The following is a 20,615-nucleotide window of genomic DNA, read 5'->3' as shown; positions in this document are numbered from 1 at the left end:
TGCCGGGGTGCGGCGGCCGTCTAACGTCACGCGTGGGGTGCACGGCACGCGCGACGGGGGATGCGGAATGACACGGGCGTTGGAACTGCCGGAGACGGCGAGGGCTCTGGACCGGTACGGGCGAAGAGCGAGCGGGGTGATGACGGGCGGGTGCGTCCTGTTCGTCCCCGCCGCGGGGGTCGCCCTCGTGGCGCCCGGGGAGCCCTGGGCGGACGACCTGATCGGCGCGCTCGTCGCCCTGGGCGTCCTCGTGGCCGGCGCCGGTGCCGGGTCCTGGGCCCTGGCCCGTCGGATGAGGCGCGTGCTCGGCTCCGGGCCCTGGTCGGCGCATGCCGCGGTGGCCGTGCGGAGCATGCGGAGCACCGAGGCCGTCGTGCTGCGCTCCCCGGCGGGGGACGCGCTGTGGCCGCTCGAGGTGGTCGCGATGCGGCAGCGGTACGAGCCGCTGCGGCCGGGCCCCGACGGAGTGATGTGGTGGTGCGGGGACCCGTCCAGGGGCGGGGTGCTCGCGCCGCCCGGCGGCGGAGCGCTGATCTGGACCAGGCCGGTGAAGCACCGGCGGGCGCGACGGCGGATCGTGGAGCAGGCCGCGGGGACGGGGCTCCTCAAGCGGGCGACCCCGGTCCAGCCGCAGGTGCGGGCCACGGTGCCGAAGGTCCCGGATCCGGTCCCGACCACCGTTCAGACCCCTCGCGTGCCCCTGCCCGAGCGGCCCGAGCCCGACATGTCCGGCGCCCCGACGTACGCGCGGCTCGCGGCTCACGCCGGGCGGCAGGCCGTGGCGCGGACCCAGACCCCGCCCCGGATCCGGAGGAACCGGCGTCCGGAGGCGGACGTCCGCGAGGTGGCGTGGTGGCGCGTGCGGAGCCTGCGGCGGGCCGCCGGGTTCAGCCGGGTGCTGGTGTCGCTGGCCGTCTGCGCGGCGGCGGCGGTCGCCGCGGTCGTCCGGCCGGAGGGCAGCGGCCTGATGAAGCTGTTCCTCGTGGCGATCGTGGGGCTCGCGGCACTCGCCCACTCCTGCCACCGCCTGCTGACCGCCGGGATTCCCGCGGTCCGGCTGATGGCCAGGGCCGCGCACTCCCCCGTACCGGTCCCGCGGCGGTACGTCCTGCTCCACGACCCGCAGGACGGGGTTCCCGTCCTGGTCGTCTTCCCCTCCCACGGCGGCCCGCACGACCTGCCCGAGGGCCTTCTCCCGCTGCTGGCGCCGGGCACCGGCAAGCACCCGTGGCTCGGGTTGCCGGCGGAGCCCACCGGGACCGTCGAGCTGCGCGGCTGGCACGACTTCTCCGCCGGTGGCCTGCCGTTCGTCGTCCCGCGGTTCGAGGGGCGCGCGCTGTGGCCGGCGGGGCCGTACCAGCCGGCCGGCGGGGCGGAGGGCGCCGCGCTCCTCGCCCGGCTCGCCCCGCCCATGGACGCCCCGCCCGCGGACGCCCCGCCCGCGGACGCCCCGCCCATGGATGCCCCGCCCGCGGACACTCCGGACGTGGACGCTCCGGACGTGGACGCTCCGGCCCGTCAGGAGGGGGACTCGGCTCCCCGAGCCTCCTTGTAGGCCGCCCAGCGGTCCATGATCCCCAGCATCTCCCGCTGGAGGAACGCGAAGAACTCGGCCGTCTCGGCCGTCCGCGCGCCCGCCGCCGTCGTCGGGCCGAGCAGTTCGGAGCCCTCGCGGAGGATCTTCTCCCAGCGGACGAGGATCTGGTCGCGCCGGGTGAAGGTCTCGTACCAGAGCTCGTTGTGGAGGACGTACCGCTCACGCCGGGTGCCGGGGTCGCGCTCGCGGCTGACCATGCCGACCTGGCTGAGGTAGCGGATCGCGCCGGAGACCGCCGCCGGGCTGATCCGCAGCTGCTCGGCCAGCTCGGCCGAGGTCATCGAGGCGCCCTCCGAGGCGAGGAGCGCCGCGAAGACGCGGGCGGCCATGCGCTGCATGCCGGCTTCCGTCAGTTCGGCGGCGAAGCGCTCCACGAAGCGGGACACGCCCTCCTCGTTGCCCTCGCCGCTCACCTCGGTGGTCGTCATGCCGGTCATCGTCTCCCTCGCTCGCTCCGCCGCCCCGATTTTATACGCTTCCTTAACTTCACAACTTTGTGAAATAAGCGTACGTTCTGAAACATGACGAAGGCAATCAGCATCGCCGGACTGCACAAGTCCTTCGGGCGGACCCACGCGCTCGACGGCCTCGACCTCGCCGTCGAGACCGGCGAGGTCCACGGCTTCCTCGGCCCCAACGGCGCCGGCAAGTCCACCACCATCCGGGTCCTCCTCGGCCTCCTCCGCGCCGACTCCGGCGGCGTCGCGCTGCTCGGCAGGGACCCCTGGCAGGACGCCGTCGCACTGCACCGCCGGATCGCGTACGTCCCCGGCGACGTGACCCTCTGGCGCAACCTCTCCGGCGGAGAGGTCATCGACCTGTACGGGAGGCTCCGGGGCGGCCTGGACAAGGCGAAGCGCGCCGAGCTGATCGAGCGCTTCGAGCTCGACCCCACCAAGAAGGGCCGCACCTACTCCAAGGGCAACCGGCAGAAGGTCGCCCTCGTCGCGGCCTTCGCCTCCGACGTCGACCTGTACGTCCTCGACGAGCCGACCAGCGGCCTCGACCCGCTGATGGAGGAGGTCTTCCAGAGCTGCGTCCGGGAGGCCCGCGACCGCGGCCGGACCGTGCTCCTCTCCAGTCACATCCTCAGCGAGGTCGAGACCCTCTGCGACCGGGTCAGCATCGTCCGCAAGGGCCGGACCGTGGAGTCCGGTTCACTGACCGAGCTGCGGCACCTGACCCGTACCAGCGTCACCGCCGAACTCGCCGCCGCGCCCGACGGCCTCGCCCACCTCCCCGGCGTCCACGGCCTGGACGTCCAGGGCCTGCGGGTGAGGCTCCAGGTCGACACCGACAAGCTCGACGCCGTCCTGCGCTCCCTGACCGCCTCGGGCGTACGGAGCCTGACCAGCACCCCGCCCACCCTGGAGGAGCTGTTCCTCCGGCACTACGAGGACGAGGACGGGCACGGGCACGAGCACCTCGCGAACGGGGTGACGGCGTCATGAGCACGGTCACCCTCGCCGGCACCCGCACCCGCACCGGAACCGGCACCCTCGCCGGCACCGGCGCCCTCACCCGGCTCGCCCTGCGCCGCGACCGGCTGACGATCCCGCTCTGGGCGCTCGTCACCGGCGGCCTGGTCGCCAGCGGCGCCGGCTCGCTCGAAAGCCTCTACGCCACGGCCGCCGAACGCGCCGAGGCCGCCGCCTCCATGACCGCCAACAGCTCGATGCGCGCGCTCTACGGGCCGGTCTTCGACGACTCCCTCGGCGGGCTCGTCGCCTGGCGGTTCGGCACCTTCGCCGCCGTCCTCGCCGCCGTCGCGAGCCTGATCGTGGTCGTCCGGCACACCCGCGAGGAGGAGGAGACGGGCCGTCAGGAGATGCTCTCCGCCGGCGCGGTCGGCCGCCGGGCCCCGCTCACCGCCGCCCTCCTCGCCGCGCTCGTCGTCAACACCGCCGTCGCCCTCATCGTCACCGCGGGACTCGCCGGGCAGGGCGCGGCCGGGGCGCTCGCCCTCGGCCTGGCGATCGGCGGCACCGGCATGGTCTTCGCGACCACGGCCGCGCTCGCCGCCCAGCTCACGGAGAGCGCACGGCTCGCCAAGGGCCTGACGGGAGCCGCCGTCGGCCTCGCGTTCGTCCTGCGGGCGGCCGGCGACTCCGGCACGGCCGGGGGCACCTTCCAGGACGGAGCCTCAGGGGGAGGTTCGTCCGTCCTGACCTGGCTGTCGCCGATCGGCTGGGCGGAGAACGTCCGCGCCTTCGCCGGCGAACGCTGGTGGGTGCTCCTCCTGATCGCCGCGGCGGTGCTGGTCCAGACGGCGGCGGCGTACGCGCTGACCGGCCGTCGCGATGTCGGCGCGAGCTTCCTCGCGACCCGGCCGGGCCCCGCCGAGGGCGGGCTCGCGACGGCGGGCGCGCTCGCCTGGCGGCTCCAGCGCGGCACGCTCCTCGGCTGGTCGCTGGGGTTCCTGCTCGGCGGTCTCGTCTTCGGCGGGATGGTCGAGGGCGCGGCCGACATCGTCGGCGACAACGAACAGGCCCGGCGGATCTTCGAGCGGATGGGCGGCCAGAGCGCCCTCACCGACGCCTTCCTCGCCACCATGGTGTCCCTCTTCGGGATGGTCGCGGCCCTGTTCGCGGTCGGCTCGGTGCTGCGGCCGCACGGCGAGGAGACCTCGGGCCGCGCCGAACCGCTCCTCGCGAACGCCCTCGGCCGGATCCGCTGGGCGGCCGGCCACCTGCTGATCGCCTTCGGCGGCTCGGCCCTGATCCTGGCCCTCAGCGGCATCGGCCTCGCCCTCTCGTACGGCCACGACGCCGGCCCGGTGCTGGGCGCCTCGCTCGCCCAACTCCCGGCGGTGTGGACGCTGGCCGGGCTCGCGGTCCTCCTCTGGGGCGCGGCCCCGAAGGCCGCGACCGCCGCGTGGGGCGCGGCCGGCCTGTGCCTGGCCCTCGGCTGGATCGGCCCGGCGCTCGACCTGCCGCGGGCGGCGCTGAACCTCTCCCCCTTCGGCCACCTGCCGAAGCTCCCGGGCCCGGAGATGAACTGGACTCCGGTCCTGGCCCTGACGGCTCTGGCGGCGGCCCTGGTGACGGCGGGACTGGCGGGGTTGCGGCGGCGGGACGTCATCAGCTGAGGCGCGAAGCGAGCACCGCTGCTTTGTCAGAGCAGTGCTCACCGCTTCGTCAGAGCAGCGCTCACCGCTTGCCGGAGCAGTGCTCACCGCCAGGTGCAGTGCTCACACCTCCACGAGCAGCTCCTCGAAGCCCCGGATCACGTACCCCGGCTTCCACACGGGCTCCGCCACGAGCCGCATGTCCGGCGCCTGGCGGAGCAACTCGCCGAAGACCGACTGCAGTTCGAGGCGGGCGAGCGGTGCGCCGAGGCAGTAGTGGATGCCCGCCCCGAAGGTGATGTGCGGGTTGTCGGCCCGGGTGAGGTCGAGGGTGTCGGCGGTCGGGCCGAAGCGGGCGGGGTCGCGGTTGGCGGAGCCGAAGAGCAGCGCGACCTCGGAGCCGCGCGGGATGACCTGGCCGCCGATCTCGATGTCGTCGAGGACCCAGCGCTCGAACATCTGGAGCGGGGTGTCGTAGCGGAGAAGTTCTTCCACAGCTGTGGACAACTTTTCGGGATCCGGACGAACGTCGTGCTTCAGCAGGGTCCACCAGCCGTTGACCGTCGTGTTCACGGTGGCCTCGTGGCCCGCGTTCAGGAGCAGGACGCAGGTCGAGATCATCTCCTGCTCGGTCAGCTCCTCCACACCGATGAGCGCCGAGATCAGATCGTCCCCCGGGCTCTTCCGCCGCCGCGCGATCAGCTCCCGCAGATAGTCCGAGAACTCGACCGAGGCCTCGACCGCCCGCCGGGCCGTCTCCTCCGACGGGTTCAGCTCGAACATCCCGCAGATCGCCGCCGACCAGGGCCGCAGCCGCCCCCGCTCCTCGTCGTCCTCGGGAACGCCCAGCATCTGGGCGATCACCGCGACGGGCAGCGGCTCCGCGACCGCCGCCTGGAGGTCGCCGCCGCCCGCCGCCACCAGATCCCCCACCAGGCCGGCGGCGAGCCGCCGTACCGTCGGCGCCAGGTTCTCGACGGTCCTCGGCGTGAACGCCTTCGACACCAGGCGCCGGATCCGGGCGTGGTCGGCCGCCTCCAGATCGAGCAGCCCGTGGTCGTTGAGCGTGTGGAAGGGCTCGTACGCGGCCGGCGGAGCCTCCCGTCCGAACTCCTCGTGGGTGAAGCGGTGGGTGTACGTCCGGCCGAGCCGCCGGTCCCGGAGGAGCGCCGACACGTCCTCGTGGTGCGGGATCAGCCACTGGCGGGTCGGGCCGTGCCAGTGGGCGCGGCCCGCCGCCCGCAGTGCGGCGTAGGCGGGGTACGGATCGGCGGCGAACTCCGGGGAGAAGGGGTCGTAAACAGCCTCGGCAGCGTCCATGACCGGACGCTACCCGCGCGCCGGAGCCCGCTCTACCCGCCGACGCGCACCAGGCCCGCCTCGTACGCGAACACCGCCGCCTGCGTGCGGTCCCGCAGCCCCAGCTTCACCAGGATGCGGCTCACATGCGTCTTGATCGTCGACTCGGCGACGACGAGGTGCTCGGCGATCTCGGAGTTCGACAGGCCCTGCGCGATGAGCACCAGGACCTCCGTCTCGCGCTCCGTCAGCTCCCCGACCTGCGCCATCGCCGGCGGGCGCGGAGAGCTCCCCGGCGCCTTCGCGAACTCGGTGATCAGCCGCCGGGTGACCGTCGGCGCGAGCAGCGCCTCACCGGCCGCGACGACCCGCACCCCGTCGGCGAGCTGCCGGGCGGAGGCGTCCTTGAGCAGGAAGCCGGAGGCGCCGGCGCGCAGCGCCTGGTAGACGTACTCGTCGAGGTCGAAGGTGGTCAGGACGAGCACCTTCGCGTCCGCGTCGGCGGCGACGATCTCCCGGGTGGCGTCGATGCCGTTCAGCTCGGGCATCCGGATGTCCATGAGGACCACGTCGGGGTGGAGGGCGGCGACCTGGTCGACGGCCTCCCGGCCGTTGACGGCCTCGCCGACGACCTCGATGTCCGGCATCGCGCCGAGCAGCACCGAGAAGCCCTCGCGGACCATCATCTGGTCGTCGACGATCAGCACGCGGATCACTGGTCACTCTCCTCACGGCTCACGGGGACGAAGGCCGTCACCTCGTAGCCACCGTCCTCGGTCGCCTCGGCCGTCATCTCCCCGCCGAGCATCGTCACACGCTCCCGCATGCCGGTGATGCCGTGGCCGGCGCCCGGGGAGGGCTTCACGAGACCGCGCGCCGGGCCGTTGGCGATGCGCAGGCCCAGGCCGCCGAGCACATAGCTGACCTCGACCTTCGCGGCGGCGCCCGGCGCGTGCCGCAGCACGTTCGACAGGGCCTCCTGGACGATGCGGTACGCGGAGAGCTCCACGCCCTGCGGCAGCTCGCGCACGGCGCCGGTCACGGTCTTCTCGACGACGAGGCCGGCCTCCTGGACGTTGCGGACGAGCGCGTCGAGGTCGGCGAGGGTCGGCTGCGGGGCGTCGGGGGCCTCGTAGTCCTCGGCGCGGACGACGCCGAGGATGCGGCGCAGTTCGGTGAGCGCGGCGACGGCGTTCTCGCGGATGGTGAGGAAGGCCTGCTCCAGCTCCGGCGGCGGGTTCTCGACCCGGTACGGGGCGGCCTCGGCCTGGATGGCGACGACCGACATGTGATGGGCGACGACGTCGTGGAGCTCACGGGCGATGGTGGTGCGCTCCTCCAGGAGGGTCCGCCTGGAGCGCTCCTGGGCGGTGACGGTCTGCTGGGCGGTGACCTCGCGGTCGGCCTGGCGGCGGACCTGGAGGACGGTGACGGCGAGCAGGACCAGGGCGGCGACGAAGAGCAGCGGGACGGTGTCGGAGCTGCGCCCCACCCCGAGGAACATCTCCGTGAAGAGGGAGAACCCGGCCGTCACGAGCCACATCCACACCGAGGTGCGGGGCCGGGAGCGGGCGGCGACCACGCCGAGGACCACGAGGTGGGTGAAGAAGGCGATGTGCGACCAGGGCCAGCCGCCGGAATCGTAGCCGGTGAGGTAGCCGATGACGGGCGCGGAGGCGAGCGAGGCCCAGAAGGCGAGGACCGGCCGCACCAGGGTGAGCAGCACGATCGCGGGCGCGGTGCAGACGACCATCAGCGTCAGCGGGGCGAAGGTGGTGTCGAACTCCTCGTACCCCAGGGCGAAGGAGATCAGGGCGAGGAACGCGACGACCGTGTGCGGGAACAGTCCGAGGTGCGGTCGTATCCACTTCGGCAGGAAGCGGGCCACCTTGGGGTTCACCTCGACCGGCTGGAGCGGCCGGTAGGCCACCGCGTCGTGGAAGAGGTCCTGCCGCAGCCCGCCGAGGACGACCTGGACCAGGTGGAACTCGGGGGCGCGGCTCGTCTCGGGGGTCTGTGTCTGGGTCACCCGCACCACGGTACGGGCGGCGGGGAACCCGGTCGTCCCGCTCGATGCGGATCCTTCCGGGTCCCCCTTGAGGACTAGGGCCCCTGTTCCCGTCCGTCCCCCGGCTCAGAGGAGGGGGGCCGGGTCCAGCCGGCCGCTCCTCACGCGACGTGGTTGAACTTGGTGCCCTCGCCCGCGTACAGGTTCGTCGTCGTACGGCTGAAGGGGGCGGTGGCGGAGCCCGTGGAGCGGTAGACGTACGTGCCGCCCGTCCCGTACGCGATCAGGTCGGGGCGGCCGTCGCTGTCGACGTCGCCGGCGCCGACGAGCTGGCTGAAGGAGCCCCAGCCGCCGCCGATCTGCACACGGGCGGCGAAGTTGCCGCTGCCGTTGCCCTGGTAGAGCCAGAGGACGCCGGAGGCGTCGCGGGCGACGAGGTCGCCCGCGCCCGTGCCGGCGATGTTGCCGACGGCGGTGAGGTGGTTGTAGGCGCCCCAGCCGCCGCCGACGCGGGCACGGGTCGCGAAGGGCTTGGCGGCGTCGCCCGTGCCCTTGTAGAACCAGAGCACGCCGGTGGTGTCCGTGGCGAGGAGGTCGGAGCGGCCGTCGCCGTCGAGGTCCGAGCCGCCGGTCAGCTTGTTGTAGGCGCCCCAGCCGGTGCCGACCTTGACGCGGGTCTCGAAGGTGCCGTCGGACTTGCCGAGGTAGTGCCAGAGCACTCCGGCGCCGTCGAGGGCGACCAGGTCGCCGACCTCGGTGCCCGCGAGGTCGCCGACGGCCTCGATCTGCTTGTACGCGCCCCAGCCCGTGCCGATCTTGGTGCGGCCGGCGGTCACGACCGTGCCGTTCACCGGCCGGTCCCGCAGGTCGTCGCGCCACAGCGCGCCGGCGGCGTCCCGGGCGAGGACGTCGGTGGAGCCGTTGCCGGTGTAGTCGTGCGGGTTGGTCGCCCGGACGACGGTCATCCGCCAGCCCTGGTAGACGGGGTCGCCGGTGCCGTCGAGCAGCTTCGCCTCGGCCTCGACGGCGTACGCGCCGTTCGGCGCGTCGGCCGCGTCGATGAGGGCGTCCCAGGTGAAGGAGAAGCGGTTGCCCTCGGCGGGGGCGTACACCCGCGTGCGGTACGTCTGCTCCGTGGCCATGTGCGTCAGCGTGACGTCGATGTAGGCGTCGCGCTGCGACAGGGTCCACCCCAGCGTGACCTGGCCGCCGGTCAGGTCGAGGTTCACCCGGTCGGGGACGTGGACCTGCTCGATCTTCAGGTCGGCCAGCGGGGCCTCGTCGGCCGCCTTGGTGACCTTCGGGGTGCCGTCCCCCGCGATCTCGATCCGGAACAGGCCCTTGCCGTCGGCGGCGCGCGCGCCCCGCACGATCGCGGTGCCGTCGGCCGCGGCCGACGCTCCGGTGCCGGAGTCCAGGAGCTGGAGGGTCTCGCCGTCGGTCAGGGAGACGGCCCGGACGGGCGTCGTGGGGTTGCCGTAGACCAGCCAGTCGCCCACGAGGGTGTGGTACCACTCGGCGGTGTGGGGACCGAGGACGGTCTTCTTCTCCGTGCCCGTCGTGCGGTCGACGGACGTGATGTAGTCGCCGGTTCCGGCCTCGTAGCCGAACCAGGTCACGTGGGAGGCGGAGACGTTCAGGCCGCCGAAGCCGAACCCGGACTCGGGGGCGGCGTACGTCGCGGTCACCGTCCCGGCCGCCACGTCGACCAGGGCCCGGCCGCCGGTCCGCTCGTCCGCCGGCCCCGTCTCGTACGCGACGAGCACGGAGCCGTCCCTGACCTCCGAGCCGGAGTAGTCGGTGGCGTTCGCGGGCAGGCCCGAGATCTTGCGGCTGGTCGTCGTGGCGCCGTCCTTGGTCACGACGTGCAGTTCCGCCTGGCCGACCGCGTTCGTCACCTGCGCGAGCACGCTCGTCGGGCTCAGCACGGCAACGTAGTTGCCCTGGAGCGCACCGAGGTCGATGTCGACGCCCGGGGCGGAGGGGGTGGCCATGTTCCGCAGGGTGATCGCCCGCATGTCGGCGGACCAGCCGGCGTCGCCGAGGACGACCACGTCACCGGCTCCGGTGGCCCAGCCCTTGGGCGTGCCGAGCGAGGTCCGGGCGCCGCCGTCGTACGGCGTCCACAGCAGCTTCCGGCTGCTGTCCTCCGCGAAGGAGTACGTGAGGAAGCCGGAGGCGCCCACGCCTCCGAAGCTGGTGCCCTCCGGGTAGACCGGAAGGGCGGTGTCGGCCTGATCGGCCGGGGCCGCGACGGCGGCCGGGGTGGCCGCGAAGGCGCCGGGAGCGGTGGCCAGCGTGCCGGCGCCGAGCGCGGTGACGGCGAGGACGACGGTGACAGCCGTGGCGAGACGGGTGCCGGTGGTGCGGAGCTGCAAGGTGAAACCCCCACGAAGAAGACTCGGACACGGGAGTGCCGCGCATGATCAGACCCGCGACCCGGTCGAATAGTTGTACGCGGATTCCGGAATTCCGCGCTCACCTGGTGGCCCGGGGGCACGCGAATTCCAGGATTCCGCGCTCACCAGGCCAGCTGGGCGATCTCCTCCGCCACCACCGCGCACGCGTCCGCCGCCGGGTCGATCGGCGGGAAGTGGCCGATGCCCTGCAGGAGCGTCAGGCCGATCTCCTCGCCGGCCTTCGCCGCCGCCTCCGCGTACGCCTCGGCCACGGCGTACGGGACGTCGGAGTCCTCGCGGCCCTGCACGACGGTGGTCGCGATCCCCGTCGGCAGCAGCACCGAGGGATCGGTGTGCGCCGCCCGCTCCTCGTACGAGGAGGGCCCGCCGAGCAGTTCGGTGACCGCGCCCCCGCACACCCCCAGTTCGACCGACCTCCCGAAGTGGGCGATGGGAGCGAGGGCGACGACCCCGCGCAGCTCGGGCGGGGCGGGCAGCCGCCACGGGGAGCCGACGGGCAGGACGTGGCGGGCGGCGGCCCAGAGGGCGAGCTGACCGCCCGCCGAGTGGCCGGTGAGCACGATCCGGCCCGTGTCGGCCTGCGGCAGGTGGACGGCGGCGAGTTCGGGCAGGGCGTCGAGCGCGGCCGCCACGTCGTCGAAGGTCTCGGGCCAGCGCCCGGCGACCGGGGTGGCACCACCCTGCCGGGGGATGTCGCTGCCGCGCCGGTACTCGACGTTCGCCACGGCGAAGCCGCGCCGGGCCAGGAAGTCCACGAACGGGGTCAGGTGCTGCCGGTCGTACGGCGCCCGCCACGCCCCGCCGTGCAGGGCGACGACGAGCGGCGCCCGGGTCCGTCCGTCGCGCGGGGCGTAGAAGTCGATCACCTGGTCCGGGTGGTCGCCGTACGCGGCGGTGACGTCCGGGGGGACGGCCGGGTGCGAGAAGGCCGACGCCTCTTCGGCGGCATCGCGCGCGGCGGGGTCCGGCATGCTGTTCCAACCTCTCGGATACGGGGCCGAATTGGCCTGACCTGCGGGGACGGTACCAGGCGTGGAGCCCCCGCAGATCAGACGATCATCGGACCGTTCGAGACCGCGCGCGGCCGCGCGGAACCCGGCCGAGACCTCAGGCCGGCAGGTCCGCCAGGACCTCCGCGAGCACCCGCGCCGCCCGCTCCGCGTCCGCGAAGCCGACGTACAGCGGGGTGAAGCCGAACCGCAGGATGTCGGGGCGGCGCAGATCACCGACGACACCGCGCTTGATCAGCTCGGCCATGACGGCGGGCGCGTTCTCGCAGGCGAGCGCGGTCTGGCTGCCGCGCTCGTCGTGCGCCTCCGGCGTCACGGAGGTGACGCGGCCCTCCGGCACGTACGCGCGCACGCACTCCAGGAAGAAGTCCGTGAGCGCCAGGGACTTGGCCCGTACGTCCTCGATCGCGACGCCGTCCCAGACGTCCAGCGCCGCTTCGAGGGCCAGCATCGAGAGGATGTCGGGCGTCCCGACCCGGCCCCGTACGGCGCCCGCGGCCGCCTCGTACCCGGGGGTCATCGCGAACGGGTCGCTGTGCGAGTTCCAGCCGGGCAGCGGCGAGTCGAAGGCGGCCTGGTGGCGCTCGGCGACGTACAGGTAGGCCGGTGAACCGGGCCCGCCGTTCAGGTACTTGTACGTGCAGCCGACGGCCAGGTCGACCCCGTGCGCGTCCAGGCCGACCGGCAGGGCGCCCGCGCTGTGGCACAGGTCCCAGACGGCGAGCGCGCCCGCCGCGTGCAGCGCGGCCGTGATGCCGGGCAGGTCGTGGCGGCGGCCGCTGCGGTAGTCGACGTGGTTGACGAGCGCGGCGGCCGTCCGCGGGCCGGCCGCCGCGGCCATGCCGGCCGGGTCGACGGGCACGATCCGGTGACCCGTCATCCGCGCCGCGGACTCCGCGATGTACCCGTCCGTGGGAAAGGTGGTCGCGTCGACGAGGATCTCGTCGCGGTCGTCGGCGCTGAGCCGGGCCGCCGCGACGACCGCCTTGAAGACGTTCACGCTGGTCGAGTCGCCGACCACGACCTGTCCCGGGGCGGCGCCGACGATCGGGGCGATCCGGTCGCCGATCCGCTCGGGCGCGGTCCACCAGCCGGACTCGTCCCAGGAACGGATGCGGAGCTCGCCCCACTCGCGGGTGATGACGTCCGCCATCCGGGCGGGGACGTGGGCGGGCAGCGCGCCGAGTGAGTTGCCGTCGAGGTAGACGGTCCCCTCGTCGAGCGCGAACCTCTCGCGGTGCTTGCCGAGTCCGTCCGCGGCGTCGAGTGCGTGGGCCTGCTTCTGGAGGTCTGCCATGGCATCAGTGTCAGACATGGCTGCGCGCCGTCCAGAGCTCCGGGAAGACGTTCTTCTGCGCCCGCTTCTCCAGCCAGGCCACGCCCGCCGATCCGCCGGTGCCGGTCTTCGAGCCCATCGCGCGGCGGGTCGCCACCAGGTGGTCGTTGCGCCATCGCCAGACCAGTTCGGCGACGTCGCTGAGCGCCTCGCCGAGCCGCACGAGCTCGCCGTTCTGGTCGGCGTCCGCGTAGATCCCGGCCCAGACCGCCTCGACCTCGGCGGAGGGCTCGTACCGCTGCGCGAGGTCGCGGCCGAGGACGGCGGCCGGTACGGGCAGGCCGCGGCGGGCGAGCAGCCCGAGGACCTCGTCGTACAGGCTCGGCTCGTGGAGCGCCTTCTCCAGCTCGGCGTGGACGCGGGGCGCGCCCCGGTGCGGGACGAGCATGGACGCGGACTTCTCGCCGAGCAGGAACTCCATCCGCCGGTACATCGCGGACTGGAAGCCGGAGCCCTCGCCGAGCGCGGCGCGGTAGGCGTTGAACTGGGCGGGGGTGAGCTGGGCGAGCGGCCGCCAGGAGTGGTTGAGGGCCTCCAGCTCGCGCACGGAGCGCTTGAGCGCGTCCATCGCGACGGGGACGCGGTCCTCGCGCAGGGCGCGGCTCGCGGTCTCCCACTCGTGGACGATCACCGTGAACCACAGCTCCATGACCTGGGTGGTGACCAGGAAGACCATCTCGCCGGGGTCGTCCGAGCGGAGGTGCTGGAGGTGGGTCAGGACGTCCGCCTGGACGTAGTCCTCGTACGGCGTCGTGCCGGCGAAGTCGAGGTTCGGGTCGTTGGTGACCGAACCGGCTCCGGAATCGGGATTACCCGGGGAGAGTGACATTTCTGTCTCCTCGATACGAACTACCGGGTAGCGGTCTGCTCCACCGTGCGCACGGTCGTCCGTGCGTCACGGGAGCCCCGGTCCCCTCGGGAGGCGGGCTTCGTCGCGCGCCGTCCCAAGCGCATCATGACACGATCGGCCCGGTGATGTAGCTCCCGTCTTCGTCATACGGAAATGCGTTCGACCGACATCCGTCGAGGCCCTTGATCTGCTGCATCATCGCGGGCGCGGGCTTGCCCGGACCCGGGCAGCCCATGTGCTGCCGGATGCCGATCTCGTGCCCGACCTCGTGGTTGATGATCAGGTGTCGGTACTCGGCGGCCTCCCCCGCGAAGGTCGGCGAGCCCAGCATCCACCGCCTGAGGTTCACCACGACCCCGTCGGTGGTCTCGCAGTTCAGCTCGCCGCGGGTGTCCAGGCCCTGCTGCAGGCAGAGCGCGTCGGCCGTGTCCGGGGTGGCGATCCGGATGACGAAGTCGGCGCCCTCCGCGACCAGCTGGAAGCGGCCCCGGCCGTGCGCGGCCCAGCCGCGCGGATGCGCCAGGATCCGCTGGATCTCGGCGGCCGTGTCGCGCGCCGACAGCGCGATGCCCTCCTCGACCTGGACCTGGTAGCGGCGCAGTTCCCCGCTGTCGCCGACCGGCGCGCCGGAGGCCTGCGCGATGGTGAAGGTCCCGGCGCCGGACTTCGGCACGGTGGGCGGCTTCACCGGGACCGACGTCGGTTTCGGCGTCGGCTTCGCTGTCGGCTTCGGTTTCGGGGACGGGGTCGGCCTCGGTTTCGGCGGCGGTTTCGGTTTCGCCGTCGTGGGCCGGGGAGCGGGAGGGGTCTTCCTGGGGGCCGGGCTCCCGGTGGTCGCCGTCGGCGCGGGGGTGATGGCCGGGGCCGCCGTGACCTCGGCGGGCGGGCCCTCGAAGTGGGCGAGGGCGACGCCCGCGCCGAGCGCCACCGTCGTCAGGGCCAGCGTCGGCAGGACGAGCCGTCGCCCGGACCTGCGCCTCCTGCCTGTTCGCCGCCGTCCTGCGGTCGCACCACGCTTGCCCACGACAGACTCCCCCCTCGGGTCCTGCGGTCCCCGGGATCGTACCCGGGTATGTCGAACGCCCTTTCCCCACACGGGAGAAAGGGCGTCCGGCAGGTACGGGGAACGTCAGCCGAGCGTCTCCGCCGCGGTCTCCGAGGAGTCCCGCAGGAAGGTCGTGCAGCGCTCGAACTCGTCCTTCTCGCCGATCTCGCCGGCCGCGCGGGCGAGCGAGTGCAGGGCGCGCAGGAAGCCGCGGTTCGGCTCGTGCTCCCACGGCACCGGGCCGTAGCCCTTCCAGCCGTTGCGGCGCAGCGCGTCGAGGCCGCGGTGGTAGCCGGTACGGGCGTAGGCGTACGACTCGACGACCGAGCCGCGCTCGTACGCGTCGTCCGCGAGCTGGGCCCAGGCGAGCGAGGAGGTCGGGTACTTCGCGGCGACTTCCGCCGGCGCCGTACCGTTCGCGAGCAGCTCGCGCGGACCCGGGTCGTCGGGCAGATGGGTGGGGGCCGGTCCCCCCAGGAGGTTCTCATGCATGGCCATGGGGCCAGTCTGCCTCAGTCCCACCCGCCGGAGACCCCGCGGCGGGCAGGCACCGGGCCCCTCAGGCCGCGGCGTCCCGCTGTCCCGGGTCGAGGGGCGGGGACGTCACCCCGCAGTGCACCCTGCACTCCGGGTGGCAGTCCGCCCGCACCGGGGTCCGCATCGTCGTCCAGGCGATGCCCGCGCCCACCACCAGGATCCCCGCGCACATCGGCATCGCCCGCCGGAACGTCGACCCGAACTCCTCCGCCGAGAGGTACGCCTCCGGGCCCATGCCGGCGAGCATCGGCAGCGCCGCCACCGCGAGCAGCCCCGCCGCCCGCGCCGCCGCGTTGTTGATGCCGCTGGCCAGGCCCGCCCGGGACACGTCCACCGAGGCGAGCACGGTCGCGGTCAGCGGCGCGACCAGGGCCGTCATCCCGAGCCCGAGCACCAGCAGGGCCGGCAGCACGTCCCGTACGTACGAGGCGTCCTCACCGACCCGCAGCATCAGGAGCATGCCCCCGGCGCACAGCAGCGGCCCCACCGTGAGCGGGATCCGGGGCCCGATCCGCTCCCCCAGCTCGCCGGACTTCGCCGAGAACAGCAGCATCAGGACGGTCGTGGGCAGCAGGGCCGTACCGGCGCCGAGCGCCGAGTAGCCGGCCACCACCTGGAGCTGGAGGGCGGCCAGGAAGAAGAAGCCGCCGAACGCGGCGTACACACACAGCGTGACCAGGTTGACCGCGGTGAACATCCGGGACGCGAAGATCGACGGCGGCACCATCGCGCGTTCGCCGCGCCGCCGTTCCACCACCACGAACCAGGCACCGACGGCGACCCCGGCCGCCCCGGCCCACCAGGCCTCGCCGATCAGCGCGTACGTCACGAGCGCGAGCGCCGCCGCGCCCAGGACCGCGCCGAGCACGTCGAAGCGGCCGTGCGCGGTCTCGTCCCGTGACTCGGGGACGTGTCTCAGCGCGACGGGGACGCAGAGGGCGGCGAGCGGCACGTTCAGCAGGAACACCCACCGCCAGCCCGGCCCGTCCACCAGCCAGCCGCCCACGAACGGCCCCATCGCCGCCCCCACCCCGCCGAAGCCGGACCACAGCCCGACCGCCCTGGCCCGGTCGTCCTCGTGGAAACTCGCCTGGATCAGCGCCAGGGACCCGGGGGTGAGCAGCGCCCCGCCCACGCCCTGGAGGGCGCGGGCGGCGATGAGCACGCCGGCGTTCGGGGCGAGACCGCACAGGAGCGAGGCGAGCGCGAACCACACCACGCCGATCACGAAGACCCGGCGCCGCCCGAACCGGTCGCCGAGCGAGCCGCCGAGCAGGATCAGCCCGGCCAGGGTGAGCATGTAGGCGTTGACCGTCCACTGGAGCACGGCCAGGTCGGCGCCCAGGTCCTCGCCGATGTGCGGCAGCGCCACATTGACGACGGTGGAGTCGAGCAGCGCCATGCCGGAGCCGAGGACGGTCGTGAACACGATCCATCGCCCGGCCCCGGAGGCCATCCGCACGTCGCGCTCGCCCATGCCAGCCATGGTCCTCGCCGGGGCGGCCCCGTGCACCCCGGTGCGGGCATCCGGCGCCCGAGGGCGCCCGGGTCAGGCCGTACGCAGCCGCGTGGCCGCCCGGACCAGCGCGGCCACCCCCTGCTGGGCCTTCTCCCGCCGGCAGCCCACGTTCAGCCGGACGAAACCGGGCGTGCCGTACACCCCGCCCGGCATGATCGCGACCTTCTCGACGGTGATCAGCTCCTCCTGCAGCCGGGTCTCCTCGATGCCGAGGGGCCGCAGGTCGATCCAGGCGAGGTACCCCGCCTGCGGGGGTGCCCAGCGGAGATCCGGAAGGCCGAGCGCGAGGTCCTCACGGACCATGGTCATCGTGTCCGCCACATAGGCGCGCAGCTCGTCCAGCCAGGCCGCGCCGTGCCGGTACGCGGCGATGTGGGCGGTCAGCGAGAGCACGGCGGGCGAGGCGAGCCCCTCGCCGGTCTCCATGCGCCGGACGAAGGCCGCCCGCTCGTCGGGGTCGCCGATGATCCCGTAGGAGCCGGAGAGCGCGGGGAAATTGAAGGCCTTGGTGGCCGAGGTGATCAGCGCCCAGCGGTGGCCCCGGCCCCGCTCGGCGATCCGGGTCCACGGGATGTGGCGGTGACCCTCGGTGGTCAGGTCGGCGTGGATCTCGTCGCTGACGACGGCCGTGCCGTGCCGCCCGGCGAGCGCGGCGAACTCCCGGAGCTCGCCCTCCGTCCACACCCGGCCGGTCGGATTGTGCGGGGAGCAGAGCAGCAGGACCTTGCTGTCCGGCCGGGCCAGCTCCCGTTCGAGGGCCTCGGTGTCGCCGACCGGGACGCCGCGCAGCTCGCGCCCGAGCCCTGTGACGGCCTTGCGGAAGCCGTCGTACGTCGGGGTGTGGACGACGACTCCGTCCCCGGGTTCGGTCCACATCCGCAGGAGCTGGGAGAGCTGGTTGAGCACGGAGGGCGCGTACACCAGGGAGTCCGGGTCGATCTCGGTGTCGTACCGGGTGGCGTACCAGTGGCGTATCGCCTCGCGGAACTCGCCGAGCCGCCAGTCGGTGTACCCGAAGACCCCGTGGTCGACGCGGTCGCGGAGGGCCGCGAGGACCTCCGGCGGGGAGGCGAAGTCCATGTCGGAGATGGTGAAGGGGAGCAGTTCGGGGACGCCGAAGCGGTCCGCGATCCCGTCCCACTGGACCGACCAGGTCCCGCGCCGGTCGATCTCCCGGTCGAAGTCGTACGTCGTCGTCACCGCGGTCTCTCCTCCGGACATCGCTCTTCTCCCGACATGCCGAGGGCCCGGCACCCCCACGCCAGGGCGGGGGTACCGGGCCGCTCGTACAACGCTCGCTTCAGCGCTTACTTCAGCTTGGTGCCGGTCGAGCGCAGGGCCGCGCACGCCTCGGTCACCCGGACGGCCATGCCGGCCTCGGCCAGCTTGCCCCAGGTGCGCGGGTCGTAGGTCGACTTGATGCCGACCTCGCCGTCGACCTTCAGGACACCGTCGTAGTTCTTGAACATGTGGTTCGCCACCGGACGCGTGAAGGCGTACTGGGTGTCGGTGTCGAGGTTCATCTTCACGACGCCGTTCTCCAGGGCGGTGGCGATCTCCTCGGCCGTGGAGCCCGAGCCGCCGTGGAAGACGAAGTCGAACGGGGAGGCCTTGCCGTACTTCTCGGCGACACCGGCCTGGAGGTCCTTGAGGAGCTCCGGGCGGAGGACGACGTTGCCCGGCTTGTAGACGCCGTGCACGTTGCCGAAGGAGGCGGCGAGCAGGTAGCGGCCCTTCTCGCCCAGGCCGAGGGCCTCGGCGGTGCGGAGCGCGTCGTCGACGGTGGTGTACAGCTCGTCGTTGATCTCGTGGCTGACGCCGTCCTCCTCGCCACCGGTCGGGGTGATCTCGACCTCAAGGATGATCTTGGCAGCGGCGGCCTTCGCGAGCAGCTCCTGGCCGATGGCCAGGTTGTCGGCGAGGGTCTCGGCGGAGCCGTCCCACATGTGCGACTGGAACAGCGGGTTCTCGCCGCGGGCGACGCGCTCGGCGGAGACGTCGAGCAGCGGACGGACGTAGCCGTCCAGCTTGTCCTTCGGGCAGTGGTCGGTGTGCAGCGCGACCGTGATGTCGTACTTCGCGGCGACGATGTGCGCGAACTCGGCCAGGGCAACGGCGCCCGTGACCATGTCCTTGTTGTACTGGCCGCCCAGGAACTCGGCTCCGCCGGTCGAGATCTGGATGATGCCGTCGCTCTCGGCCTCCGCGAAACCGCGCAGGGCGGCGTGCAGGGTCTGGGACGAAGTCACGTTGATGGCCGGGTAGGCGAACTTGCCTGCCTTCGCCCGGTCGAGCATCTCGTTGTAGACCTCGGGGGTTGCGATGGGCATTCGTCCGCTCCTTGTGATGTGCGGGGTGTGTGCGTTGCTGTCCCTGACCTGGGGGCGACGTCATCGTCGACGCCCATCCTTCCAGACTCTTCTCCGGGCTCCCACGGGCCCGGCACGCCAAGGGGCGGGGTGTTTCACGTGAAACACCCCGCCCCTCGACAAAAACGCAGGTCAGGACAGCAATCACCGATGTCCGGGACCTAAGTCACGACTTCGCGGCGGTTACGCCAGGTCGAGATCGGCCAGCTGGTAGCCCGTGAGGTACGCCAGACCCGCCCCGGCGATGGCCTCGGCGGCGCCCCGGTCGACGATCGTGGCCACGGCGACGACCTCGCCGCCGGCCTCGCGGACGGCCTCCACGGCGGTCAGCGGCGAGCCGCCGGTGGTCGAGGTGTCCTCGACGACGAGGCAGCGACGGCCCTTGACGTCCGTGCCCTCGATACGGCGCTGCATGCCGTGCGCCTTCTGCGCCTTCCGGACGACGAAGGCGTCCAGGCGCTGCCCGCGCGCGGCGGAGGCGTGCAGCATCGAGGTCGCGACCGGGTCGGCGCCCAGGGTCAGACCGCCGACGCAGTCGAAGTCCAGGTCGGCCGTCAGGTCGAGCATGACCTGACCCACCAGCGGCGCGGCCTCGCCGTCCAGCGTGATCCGGCGCAGGTCGATGTAGTAGTCGGCTTCCAGACCCGAGGAGAGGGTCACCTTGCCGTGCACCACGGCCTTGTCCTTGATCTGCTGGAGCAGCTCAGCGCGTACGTCAGTCATGGTCAGCAGCTTAAGGGGCACCGTGGCGCCACGACTCAGAGGAGGCGCCAGCGCCAGGTGCTCTCGACCTCCAGGGGGTCGATCGGGGTGACCAGACGGGGGTGGGTGTTGAGGCCGTTCGGCGGGCCGGACTGCGGCTCGACGCAGACGGCCTCCTCGGGCTCGTCGTAGATCACGACCCACTCGGCGCGGCTGGTGACCTTCAGCTCCAGTTCCTCCGGCCAGGTGAGGGTGACGTCGACGCCCCCGGGCATGCCGAAGCAGTCGTCCCAGGGGCCGGGGGTGGGGTCGATCCGGCGACCGGTCGGGAGGTGGTCGTCCCCGCGCTCCTCCTGCCAGGCCGCGGTGAAGTCGAGCCGCACGTCCTGGCCGCCCCGGCCGAGGTTCCGCAGGAACCAGGGGTGCCAGCCGGCCTGGGCCGGGAAGGAGTCGTCATAGGTCTCGACGCCGAAGCGGAGGGTGAGGGCGTCCTCGGCCAGCTCGAAGACCTGGGTGACCCTGCCCCTGTACGGCCACGGGTCACCGAGCTCGCAGGTGAACACGGCCTCGGTCGCGGAGACCCTGGCGGTCTTCCAGGCGAGGTCGCGGACGGTGCCGTGGATGGCGTGCGGGGGTGCGTTGACCGGCAGCTGGTGGCTGATGGCCCCGTTGCGGAAGCGGCCGTTCTCGGTCCGTCCGCACCAGGGCACCATCGGGAAGGATCCGAACCGCTCGCCCTGGCGCAGCACCTCGGTGCCGCCGATGCGCAGGCTCTCGATCCGGCAGCCGTTCTCGGGGCTGATGGTCAACTCGGCGTCGCCCGCCGTCAGGTGCGTCTGCATGCTCACGCCCCGAC

The 20,615-nt window shown here is 73.1% G+C and carries 18 protein-coding genes; 3 read left to right on the top strand and 15 right to left on the bottom strand.

Annotation, left to right across the window (positions count from 1 at the left end; all coding sequences use genetic code 11):
• Positions 1 to 67: 67 nt before the first annotated feature.
• Positions 68 to 1,555 carry a hypothetical protein gene (locus ACIP8Z_RS22865; protein ID WP_402086126.1) on the top strand — a complete coding sequence of 496 codons (1,488 nt, stop codon included), beginning with the start codon at positions 68 to 70 and terminating at the stop codon, positions 1,553 to 1,555.
• Here ACIP8Z_RS22865 and ACIP8Z_RS22860 read toward each other — a convergent pair.
• Positions 1,519 to 2,034 (bottom strand): GbsR/MarR family transcriptional regulator, encoded by a 516-nt coding sequence (locus ACIP8Z_RS22860; RefSeq protein WP_402086123.1) that lies wholly within the window; start codon positions 2,032 to 2,034, stop codon positions 1,519 to 1,521. The genes ACIP8Z_RS22865 and ACIP8Z_RS22860 overlap by 37 nt on opposite strands.
• 84 nt (positions 2,035 to 2,118) lie before the next feature.
• On the opposite strand from ACIP8Z_RS22860, the gene ACIP8Z_RS22855 reads away from it, so the two are divergent.
• A complete protein-coding gene (locus ACIP8Z_RS22855) occupies positions 2,119 to 3,048 on the top strand; it encodes an ATP-binding cassette domain-containing protein (protein WP_402086121.1) in 930 nt (309 codons plus the stop codon).
• The gene (locus tag ACIP8Z_RS22850; protein ID WP_402086119.1) at positions 3,045 to 4,685 is read left to right on the top strand and encodes an ABC transporter permease; all 1,641 of its coding nucleotides are present in this window, start codon (positions 3,045 to 3,047) and stop codon (positions 4,683 to 4,685) included. The genes ACIP8Z_RS22855 and ACIP8Z_RS22850 overlap by 4 nt, the downstream gene beginning before the upstream one ends.
• Positions 4,686 to 4,787: 102 nt before the next feature.
• Here ACIP8Z_RS22850 and ACIP8Z_RS22845 read toward each other — a convergent pair whose 3' ends face one another.
• The 14 genes from ACIP8Z_RS22845 to ACIP8Z_RS22780 form a co-directional block, all read right to left on the bottom strand.
• Positions 4,788 to 5,984 carry a cytochrome P450 gene (locus tag ACIP8Z_RS22845; RefSeq protein ID WP_402086117.1) on the bottom strand — a complete coding sequence of 399 codons (1,197 nt, stop codon included), beginning with the start codon at positions 5,982 to 5,984 and terminating at the stop codon, positions 4,788 to 4,790.
• Between the two features lie 32 nt (positions 5,985 to 6,016).
• A complete protein-coding gene (locus tag ACIP8Z_RS22840) occupies positions 6,017 to 6,679 on the bottom strand; it encodes a response regulator (protein ID WP_402086114.1) in 663 nt (220 codons plus the stop codon).
• A complete protein-coding gene (locus ACIP8Z_RS22835) occupies positions 6,676 to 8,001 on the bottom strand; it encodes a sensor histidine kinase (protein WP_402086112.1) in 1,326 nt (441 codons plus the stop codon). The genes ACIP8Z_RS22840 and ACIP8Z_RS22835 overlap by 4 nt, the downstream gene beginning before the upstream one ends.
• A gap of 131 nt (positions 8,002 to 8,132) precedes the next feature.
• Positions 8,133 to 10,349 carry an FG-GAP repeat domain-containing protein gene (locus ACIP8Z_RS22830; protein WP_402086110.1) on the bottom strand — a complete coding sequence of 739 codons (2,217 nt, stop codon included), beginning with the start codon at positions 10,347 to 10,349 and terminating at the stop codon, positions 8,133 to 8,135.
• A 143-nt stretch (positions 10,350 to 10,492) separates the two neighbouring features.
• Positions 10,493 to 11,362, bottom strand: coding sequence for an alpha/beta hydrolase (locus ACIP8Z_RS22825; RefSeq protein WP_402086108.1), 870 nt, complete (start codon positions 11,360 to 11,362; stop codon positions 10,493 to 10,495).
• 136 nt (positions 11,363 to 11,498) lie between these two features.
• Complete coding sequence (gene kynU, locus ACIP8Z_RS22820; RefSeq protein ID WP_402086105.1) at positions 11,499 to 12,698, bottom strand: kynureninase; 1,200 nt, start codon at positions 12,696 to 12,698, stop codon at positions 11,499 to 11,501.
• A gap of 10 nt (positions 12,699 to 12,708) precedes the next feature.
• A complete protein-coding gene (locus ACIP8Z_RS22815; RefSeq protein WP_402086102.1) occupies positions 12,709 to 13,566 on the bottom strand; it encodes a tryptophan 2,3-dioxygenase in 858 nt (285 codons plus the stop codon).
• 124 nt (positions 13,567 to 13,690) lie between these two features.
• A complete protein-coding gene (locus tag ACIP8Z_RS22810) occupies positions 13,691 to 14,611 on the bottom strand; it encodes a DUF3152 domain-containing protein (RefSeq protein ID WP_402086099.1) in 921 nt (306 codons plus the stop codon).
• 105 nt (positions 14,612 to 14,716) lie between these two features.
• Positions 14,717 to 15,130, bottom strand: a complete 414-nt coding sequence (locus ACIP8Z_RS22805; protein WP_402086096.1) for a DUF3151 domain-containing protein — start codon at positions 15,128 to 15,130, stop codon at positions 14,717 to 14,719.
• Between the two features lie 61 nt (positions 15,131 to 15,191).
• The gene (locus ACIP8Z_RS22800) at positions 15,192 to 16,646 is read right to left on the bottom strand and encodes an MFS transporter (RefSeq protein WP_402086094.1); all 1,455 of its coding nucleotides are present in this window, start codon (positions 16,644 to 16,646) and stop codon (positions 15,192 to 15,194) included.
• A 72-nt stretch (positions 16,647 to 16,718) separates the two neighbouring features.
• A complete protein-coding gene (locus ACIP8Z_RS22795; protein WP_402086546.1) occupies positions 16,719 to 17,888 on the bottom strand; it encodes a MalY/PatB family protein in 1,170 nt (389 codons plus the stop codon).
• 107 nt (positions 17,889 to 17,995) lie between these two features.
• Entirely contained in the window at positions 17,996 to 19,018 is a 1,023-nt protein-coding gene (gene fbaA / locus ACIP8Z_RS22790; RefSeq protein ID WP_187621791.1) for a class II fructose-bisphosphate aldolase, read from the bottom strand.
• 222 nt (positions 19,019 to 19,240) lie between these two features.
• Positions 19,241 to 19,780 carry an orotate phosphoribosyltransferase gene (pyrE, locus tag ACIP8Z_RS22785; RefSeq protein ID WP_073908223.1) on the bottom strand — a complete coding sequence of 180 codons (540 nt, stop codon included), beginning with the start codon at positions 19,778 to 19,780 and terminating at the stop codon, positions 19,241 to 19,243.
• A 35-nt stretch (positions 19,781 to 19,815) separates the two neighbouring features.
• Complete coding sequence (locus ACIP8Z_RS22780; protein WP_402086544.1) at positions 19,816 to 20,601, bottom strand: aldose 1-epimerase; 786 nt, start codon at positions 20,599 to 20,601, stop codon at positions 19,816 to 19,818.
• Between the last annotated feature and the right edge of the window lie 14 nt (positions 20,602 to 20,615).

Origin of the sequence: Streptomyces sp. NPDC088553 (genome assembly GCF_044752965.1) — a bacterium.
Classification (GTDB): domain Bacteria; phylum Actinomycetota; class Actinomycetes; order Streptomycetales; family Streptomycetaceae; genus Streptomyces.
This window is presented reverse-complemented; position numbering and strand designations above follow the sequence as displayed.

Excerpts from the sequence above, each read along its gene's own strand:
- ACIP8Z_RS22865 (WP_402086126.1), top strand. The coding sequence starts at position 68 with ATGACACGGGCGTTGGAACTGCCGGAGACGGCGAGGGCTCTGGACCGG.
- ACIP8Z_RS22860 (WP_402086123.1), bottom strand. The coding sequence starts at position 2,034 with ATGACCGGCATGACGACCACCGAGGTGAGCGGCGAGGGCAACGAGGAG.
- ACIP8Z_RS22855 (WP_402086121.1), top strand. The coding sequence starts at position 2,119 with ATGACGAAGGCAATCAGCATCGCCGGACTGCACAAGTCCTTCGGGCGG.
- ACIP8Z_RS22850 (WP_402086119.1), top strand. The coding sequence starts at position 3,045 with ATGAGCACGGTCACCCTCGCCGGCACCCGCACCCGCACCGGAACCGGC.
- ACIP8Z_RS22845 (WP_402086117.1), bottom strand. The coding sequence starts at position 5,984 with ATGGACGCTGCCGAGGCTGTTTACGACCCCTTCTCCCCGGAGTTCGCC.
- ACIP8Z_RS22825 (WP_402086108.1), bottom strand. The coding sequence starts at position 11,362 with ATGCCGGACCCCGCCGCGCGCGATGCCGCCGAAGAGGCGTCGGCCTTC.
- kynU (WP_402086105.1), bottom strand. The coding sequence starts at position 12,698 with ATGGCAGACCTCCAGAAGCAGGCCCACGCACTCGACGCCGCGGACGGA.
- ACIP8Z_RS22815 (WP_402086102.1), bottom strand. The coding sequence starts at position 13,566 with ATGTCACTCTCCCCGGGTAATCCCGATTCCGGAGCCGGTTCGGTCACC.
- ACIP8Z_RS22805 (WP_402086096.1), bottom strand. The coding sequence starts at position 15,130 with ATGGCCATGCATGAGAACCTCCTGGGGGGACCGGCCCCCACCCATCTG.
- ACIP8Z_RS22800 (WP_402086094.1), bottom strand. The coding sequence starts at position 16,646 with ATGGGCGAGCGCGACGTGCGGATGGCCTCCGGGGCCGGGCGATGGATC.
- fbaA (WP_187621791.1), bottom strand. The coding sequence starts at position 19,018 with ATGCCCATCGCAACCCCCGAGGTCTACAACGAGATGCTCGACCGGGCG.
- pyrE (WP_073908223.1), bottom strand. The coding sequence starts at position 19,780 with ATGACTGACGTACGCGCTGAGCTGCTCCAGCAGATCAAGGACAAGGCC.
- ACIP8Z_RS22780 (WP_402086544.1), bottom strand. The coding sequence starts at position 20,601 with ATGCAGACGCACCTGACGGCGGGCGACGCCGAGTTGACCATCAGCCCC.